Here is a 6,000-nt window from a genome sequence, read left to right as displayed (position 1 = left end):
TGCCTCCGCTCGCCAGCGGGTGGCTGGTGAGCCTGAAGCCCTCGCGGCGCCAGTTGGCGATCGCTGGGCCTGTACCGCCCGCGGCGCCAGCGGGCGACCGCTTGCTCTGGAGCCTCCGCTCGCCAGCGGGTGGCTGGTGAGCCTGAAGCCCTCGCGGCGCCAGTTGGCGATCGCTGGGCCTGTACCGCCCGCGGCGCCAGCGGGCGATCGCTGGTCCTGAAGCGCCCGCAGCGCCAGCGGGCGATCGCTGGGCCTGAAGCTCCCGCGGCGCTAGCGGCTGACCGGTTGGCCTGAAGCTACCCGGGGCGCTAGCGGGCGACCGGTGGCCCCGGAGCCCTCACGGCGCCGGCGGGCGACCGGTGGCCCCCGAGCCCCCGCGGTGCCAGCGGGCGGCCGGCCGTCGTCAGTCGTTCTCCCGTTCCTTCTGCGCCAGATGGATCACGCACACCGCCACCGCGATCAGCAGGGCCGGGTCGGCGTCCTCGCGCACGATGTCGATCCCGTAGGTGTCCCGGAGGGTGAGCCAGCGACGGGAGATCACGGCGAGGAGTTCGCCGTCGTACTCGATGGCGAACTCGTGGTCGAGGATCTTGCCGCTGACGTCGAGCTCGGTGCCGTCGACCAGTGACACCCGGTAGTGGTGGCGCAGCAGGGACAGCCGTTTGCGCCTGATGGTCGCCAGGCCCTCGCCGTCCCGCTCGATCACCATGGTGTCGCGCAGCGCGAACATCTTCTGGTGGATGTCGATGAGCACGCGCCCGTGGGCGTCCTTCAGCTGGAAGGTGTCCCGCAGCCGCATGGCCTTGCCGTCGACGAGGAAGACCTTGCGGCCGTGCTCGTCCTCGATCCAGTAGTCGTCGCCGATGCCGAGCAGCCGGTCGTGTACGAGGAGTCTCATGCCCGTACCGTTCCCCGCCGCGCGTTGATCGTCACGGCGCCGTCTGCCCGAAACGCCTCCGGTACGCCGACGGGCTGAGCCCCGTCTCCCGGCGCAGACGGGCCCGCAGGTTGGCCGCCGTACCCAGGCCGCTGCGGGCCGCGACGACGTCCAGGCGCTCCTCGCCCCGCTCGATCAGCCGGCAGGCCAGGGCCACCCGTTCCCCGGTGAGCCAGGCCAGCGGGGTGGTCCCCAACTGGGCGCGGAAGCGGCGGTGCAGGGTGGCGGGGCTGACGGCCGCGTGGGCGGCGAGGTCCGCCACCGCCAGCGGCTCGCCCAGCCGTTCCTGTGCCCAGGCCAGCAGCGGGCCGAGCGACTCGTCGGGCACGTCGGGCACCGGCCGTTCCACGAACTGCCGCTGGCCGCCGTCGCGGTGGGCGGCGAAGACCAGGCGCCGGGAGACGGCGTTGGCGAGTTCGGCGCCGTGGTCGCGGCGCCAGATGTGCAGCCCGAGGTCGAGGGCGGCCGCGCTGCCCGCGGCGGTGAGGATGTCGCCCTCGTCGACGAAGAGGACGTCCGGCTCCAGCAGCACCTTCGGATGCAGGTCCTGGAAGGCGTCCGCCCACATCCAGTGGGTGGTGGCCCGGCGCCCGTCCAGCAGCCCGGCCTCGGCGAGGGCGAAACTGCCCGTGCAGAAGCTGACGATGCGCGCCCCGCGCGCGTGCGTGCGCCGGATGGCGTCCAGGACGTCGGCGCCGCGCGGCACGACGTTGTCGGGGCGTCCCGGTACGACCAGGGTGTCGGCGTCGTCCACCGCCTCCAGGCCGGATACGCCGGTCAGGGTGAAGAAGCCGTGGTTCATCCGGGTCCGCGGGTCGGGCGTGCACAGCGTGACGGCGTACAGCGGCCCGGGACGGCCCAGTTCGGGCCGGGGCAGCCCGAACAGCTCGGTGGCGACGCCGACCTCGAAGGGGTTGGTGCCGGCGTCCACGATCACGACGACCCGGTGCGGAGGCTCGGCCCGGCGCGCTCGCTGAGAGGATCCTTGCGGCATGTGCGATTCCTAGCACTCGTACGGCGGCAGGGGAACCCCGCACGATGAGCCCATGGAACCCAAGGAACCCATCTCGCTGGACAAGGCGCTCGCCTCCTTCGACGAGTGCTGGAGTCCGCGCATCGTCGCCGCCGTCAACGACTACGACGTCCGGATCGCCAAGTTCGAGGGCGAGCACGTCTGGCACGTGCACGAGGACACCGACGAGTTCTTCCTGGTCCTCGACGGCGAGGTGCACCTGGGCCTGCGCGAGCCGGCCGGGGAGCGCACGGTCGTCCTGACCAGGGGCTCGGTGTTCACCGTCCCGCGCGGCACCTACCACAAGCCGTCCGCTCCCCGGCGCGCCGAAGTCCTCCTCTTCGAGCCCGCCGGCACCCTCACGGTCGGCGACCGCCACGAGGAGGTACCCGCCCACGTGGACGTCACCACCGGCCACGCCCTGACCTGACCGGCCGCCTGCGGAAGCGCGCGTTTTCCACAGGCACCCGAGTAGGCACTCGAGCGGGCCCGGCCGGTTGTCCACAGGCACTCGAACGGCAGTCGGAGCCGGATGGCACCCTTGGAGCCATGACCGACTCCACACCCCGCCGCGCCCGCGTCCGCGCCCCCCAGCTGACCGGCAAGGGTGGCTGGCTGAACACCGGTGGCAGCGATCTCTCCCTGGCCGACCTGCGGGGACGCATCGTCGTGCTGGACTTCTGGACCTTCTGCTGCATCAACTGCCTGCACGTCCTGGACGAGCTGCGGGAGCTGGAGGAGAAGCACCGGGACACGGTGGTGATCATCGGGGTGCACTCGCCGAAGTTCGTGCACGAGGCCGAGCACCAGGCGGTCGTGGACGCGGTGGAGCGCTACGGCGTCGAGCACCCGGTGCTGGACGACCCGGAGCTCGCCACCTGGAAGCAGTACGCGGTGCGTGCCTGGCCGACCCTGGTGGTGATCGACCCGGAGGGCTACGTGGTCGCGCATCACGCGGGCGAGGGGCACGCGCACGCCATCGAGCGGCTGGTCGAGGAGCTGGAGGCGGAGCACGAGGCGAAGGGCACGCTGCGGCGCGGGGACGGGCCGTACGTGCCGCCGGAGCCGCAGCCGACCACCCTGCGCTTCCCGGGCAAGGCGCTGCTGCTGCCGTCGGGGAACCTGCTGGTCAGCGACACCACGCGACACCAGCTGGTGGAGCTGGCGGAGGACGGTGAGACCGTCGTACGGCGCATCGGCTCCGGTGCGCGCGGGTTCGCCGACGGCGGCCCGGAGAACGCGTCCTTCAACGAGCCGCAGGGGCTCGCCCTGCTGGAGGACGGCGCGGTGGTGGTGGCCGACACCGTCAACCACGCCCTGCGCCGCCTCGACCCGGTCTCCGGCGAGGTGACCACCCTGGCCGGCACCGGGCGGCAGTGGTGGCAGGGGTCCGCCGGCTCCGGGCCGGCCCGCGAGGTCGACCTCTCCTCGCCGTGGGACGTGGCGTTGTTCGGCGGCAAGGTGTGGATCGCGATGGCGGGCGTGCACCAGCTGTGGACGTACGACCCCGGGGCGGGCACGGTCGGCGTGGCGGCCGGCACCACCAACGAGGGTCTGGTGGACGGTCCCGGCGCCGAGGCCTGGTTCGCCCAGCCCTCCGGTCTCGCGGCCACCGCCGAGCGGCTGTGGCTGGCCGACTCCGAGACGAGCGCCCTGCGCTGGGCGGACCTGGACGGACACGTCCACACCGCGGTCGGCACCGGCCTGTTCGACTTCGGGCACCGGGACGGCGCCGCCGAGCAGGCCCTGTTCCAGCATCCGCTGGGGGTGGCGGTCCTCCCCGACGGCTCGGTGGCGGTCGCCGACACCTACAACCACGCCCTGCGCCGCTACGACCCGGCGACCGGTGAGGTCACGACCCTGGCCACGGATCTGCGCGAGCCCAGCGACGCCGTGCTCGTCGGCGAGGACATCGTGGTGGTGGAGTCGGCCCGGCACCGGCTGACCCGGCTGCGGCTGCCGGAGGAGGCGGTGCGGGTGGAGGCGGTCGCCCACCGCACCCAGCGGGCGGCGACCGAGGTCGCGCCCGGCAGACTCCGGCTGGACGTCGTCTTCCAGGCCCCGCCCGGCCAGAAGCTGGACACCCGGTACGGCCCCTCCACCCGCCTCCTGGTCTCCTCCACCCCGCCCGAGCTGCTGCTCAAGGGCGACGGCGCGGACACGGACCTCTCCCGCGACCTGGAGCTGGACCCGGAGGTCACCGAGGGTGTGCTGCACGTCTCGGCGATGGCGGCGAGCTGCGACGACGACCCGGCCAACGAGTACCCCGCCTGCCACGTCCACCAGCAGGACTGGGGCGTCCCGGTCCGTCTCACCGCGGGCGGCGCGGACCGACTGCCCCTCGTCCTGGCCGGGATGGACGAGCGGTAGGCAGGCAGGTTCACCGGATCAAGGAGCCTCCTCAGACGCCGTAGCCGTCGCTGTAGCCGTCGACGTGGTGGTGATGGTGGTGCGGTTCCTCCTCCACCACCGGCGTCGGCGGCATCACGACCCGCCGGCGCCGGGCGATGCCGCTGAAGGTCGCCACGCCGATCAGGCCCACGGCCATCAGGATCACGCCGACGACGGTCACGTTGACGCCGTGCATGTGCCAGTCCGTCGCGAACGTGAGGATGGCCCCCACGGCGATGAGGATGATGCATCCTCCGAGCCCCATGAGAAGTCGCCTCCCCTTTCGGTTCCGGAATCTCCGGTGCCGTCCGGGTACCCGGCGAGGCCCCGACTAGCCGTCGGCGCCTGCCGGATCAGCCCTCCAGAAAGGCCGTCAGGGCGTTGGCCAGCAGGAACGGGTCGTCGGCGCCGCACAGTTCGCGCACGCTGTGCATCGACAGGATGGCCACGCCGATGTCCACGGTCCTGATGCCGTGCCGCGCCGCGGTGATGGGGCCGATCGTGGTGCCGCACGGCATGGAGTTGTTGGAGACGAAGGACTGGAACGGCACGCCCGCCTTCTCGCAGGCGGCGGCGAACACCGCGCGGCCCGAACCGTCCGTGGCGTAGCGGTTGTTGACGTTGACCTTGAGGATCGGGCCGCCGTTGACCCGCGGGTGGTGCGTCGGGTCGTGCCGCTCCGCGTAGTTGGGGTGGACGGCGTGGCCCGTGTCGGAGGACAGGCAGACCGTGCCGGCGAAGGCGCGGGCCCGGTCCTCGAAGGAGCCGCCGCGCGCGAAGACCGAACGCTCCAGCACCGTGCCGAGCAGCGGGCCGTCGGCGCCGGTGTCGGACTGGGAGCCGTTCTCCTCGTGGTCGAAGGCGGCCAGGACGGGGATGCGGGTGAGCCGGGCGCCGGAGGTGGCGACGGCGGCCAGCGCGGCCGTGCCCGCGTGCACGGACAGCAGGTTGTCCATGCGCGGACCGGCGACCAGTTCCCGGTCCCGGCCGAGGTAGGCGGGGGCCTCCACGGGGTGCGTCATCAGGTCCCAGCCGGTGACCGAGCCGGCCGCGAGGCCCGCCTCCTGCTCCAGGAAGGCGATCAGGTCGCCGTCGCTGACGTCGTCGCCCAGGCCCCAGACCGGCTGCAGATGCCGCTGCTTGTCGAGCTTGAGCCCCTCGCTGCTGACCGAACGGTCCAGGTGGATGGCGAGTTGGGGGACCCGCAGCAGCGGCCGGTCCACGTTCACCAGGACCGTGGAGCCGTCGCGCAGGCTCAGCCGGCCGGCCAGCCCCAGGTCGCGGTCCAGCCAGGAGTTCATCAGCGGGCCGCCGTAGATCTCGACGGCGACCTGGCGCCAGCCGTGCGCCCCGCTGTCCGGGCGCGGCTTGATCCTCAGGTTCGGGGAGTCGGTGTGGGCGCCGACGATGTGGAACGGCGTGTGCGCCTCGGCGCCTTCGGGGACGTACCAGGCGATGATCGCGCCGCCGCGCAGCACGTACTTGCCGCCCTTGGTGCCGTCCCAGGCGTCCGTCTCGGCCACCTGCCGGAAGCCGGCCTTCTCCAGCCGTTCGGCGGCGGCCGCCACGGCGTGGTACGGCGTCGGGCCGGCCGCGAGAAAGGACATCAGGTCGTCGGTGTGGCCGCGGTCGAAGCGGACGGGTGCGCTCATGGATTCAC

6 protein-coding genes are annotated in these 6,000 nt (G+C 72.9%); 2 read left to right on the top strand and 4 right to left on the bottom strand.

Annotation, left to right across the window (positions count from 1 at the left end; genetic code table 11):
* Nucleotides 1–403 precede the first annotated feature (403 nt).
* Both AB0950_RS16380 and AB0950_RS16375 read right to left on the bottom strand, forming a co-directional pair.
* Nucleotides 404–898, bottom strand: a complete 495-nt coding sequence (locus tag AB0950_RS16380) for an LURP-one-related family protein (RefSeq protein ID WP_360153051.1) — start codon at nucleotides 896–898, stop codon at nucleotides 404–406.
* A gap of 31 nt (nucleotides 899–929) precedes the next feature.
* On the bottom strand, nucleotides 930–1,931 hold the full coding sequence (locus tag AB0950_RS16375; RefSeq protein ID WP_360153048.1) for a helix-turn-helix domain-containing protein: 1,002 nt from the start codon (nucleotides 1,929–1,931) through the stop codon (nucleotides 930–932).
* Nucleotides 1,932–1,983: 52 nt separating this feature from the next.
* Here AB0950_RS16375 and AB0950_RS16370 point away from each other — a divergent pair, with 52 nt between their 5' ends.
* Both AB0950_RS16370 and AB0950_RS16365 read left to right on the top strand, forming a co-directional pair.
* Nucleotides 1,984–2,379 carry a cupin domain-containing protein gene (locus tag AB0950_RS16370; RefSeq protein WP_360153045.1) on the top strand — a complete coding sequence of 132 codons (396 nt, stop codon included), beginning with the start codon at nucleotides 1,984–1,986 and terminating at the stop codon, nucleotides 2,377–2,379.
* A 119-nt stretch (nucleotides 2,380–2,498) separates the two neighbouring features.
* A complete protein-coding gene (locus AB0950_RS16365; protein WP_366778759.1) occupies nucleotides 2,499–4,319 on the top strand; it encodes an NHL domain-containing thioredoxin family protein in 1,821 nt (606 codons plus the stop codon).
* Nucleotides 4,320–4,350: 31 nt separating this feature from the next.
* Here AB0950_RS16365 and AB0950_RS16360 read toward each other — a convergent pair whose 3' ends face one another.
* Together AB0950_RS16360 and AB0950_RS16355 are read right to left on the bottom strand one after the other, a co-directional pair.
* A complete protein-coding gene (locus AB0950_RS16360) occupies nucleotides 4,351–4,605 on the bottom strand; it encodes a hypothetical protein (RefSeq protein ID WP_360153039.1) in 255 nt (84 codons plus the stop codon).
* An 88-nt stretch (nucleotides 4,606–4,693) separates the two neighbouring features.
* Nucleotides 4,694–5,992, bottom strand: coding sequence for a M18 family aminopeptidase (locus tag AB0950_RS16355; protein ID WP_360153036.1), 1,299 nt, complete (start codon nucleotides 5,990–5,992; stop codon nucleotides 4,694–4,696).
* Between the last annotated feature and the right edge of the window lie 8 nt (nucleotides 5,993–6,000).

Origin of the sequence: Streptomyces sp. NPDC007189 (genome assembly GCF_040703635.1) — a bacterium.
GTDB lineage: Bacteria > Actinomycetota > Actinomycetes > Streptomycetales > Streptomycetaceae > Streptomyces.
The sequence above is the reverse complement of the archived record's forward strand: the minus strand, read 5'-3'. Positions and strand labels throughout refer to the sequence as shown.

Coding starts and splice junctions, on each gene's coding strand:
- AB0950_RS16370 (WP_360153045.1), top strand. CDS start 1,984: ATGGAACCCAAGGAACCCATCTCGCTGGACAAGGCGCTCGCCTCCTTC.
- AB0950_RS16375 (WP_360153048.1), bottom strand. CDS start 1,931: ATGCCGCAAGGATCCTCTCAGCGAGCGCGCCGGGCCGAGCCTCCGCAC.
- AB0950_RS16360 (WP_360153039.1), bottom strand. CDS start 4,605: ATGGGGCTCGGAGGATGCATCATCCTCATCGCCGTGGGGGCCATCCTC.
- AB0950_RS16380 (WP_360153051.1), bottom strand. CDS start 898: ATGAGACTCCTCGTACACGACCGGCTGCTCGGCATCGGCGACGACTAC.
- AB0950_RS16365 (WP_366778759.1), top strand. CDS start 2,499: ATGACCGACTCCACACCCCGCCGCGCCCGCGTCCGCGCCCCCCAGCTG.
- AB0950_RS16355 (WP_360153036.1), bottom strand. CDS start 5,992: ATGAGCGCACCCGTCCGCTTCGACCGCGGCCACACCGACGACCTGATG.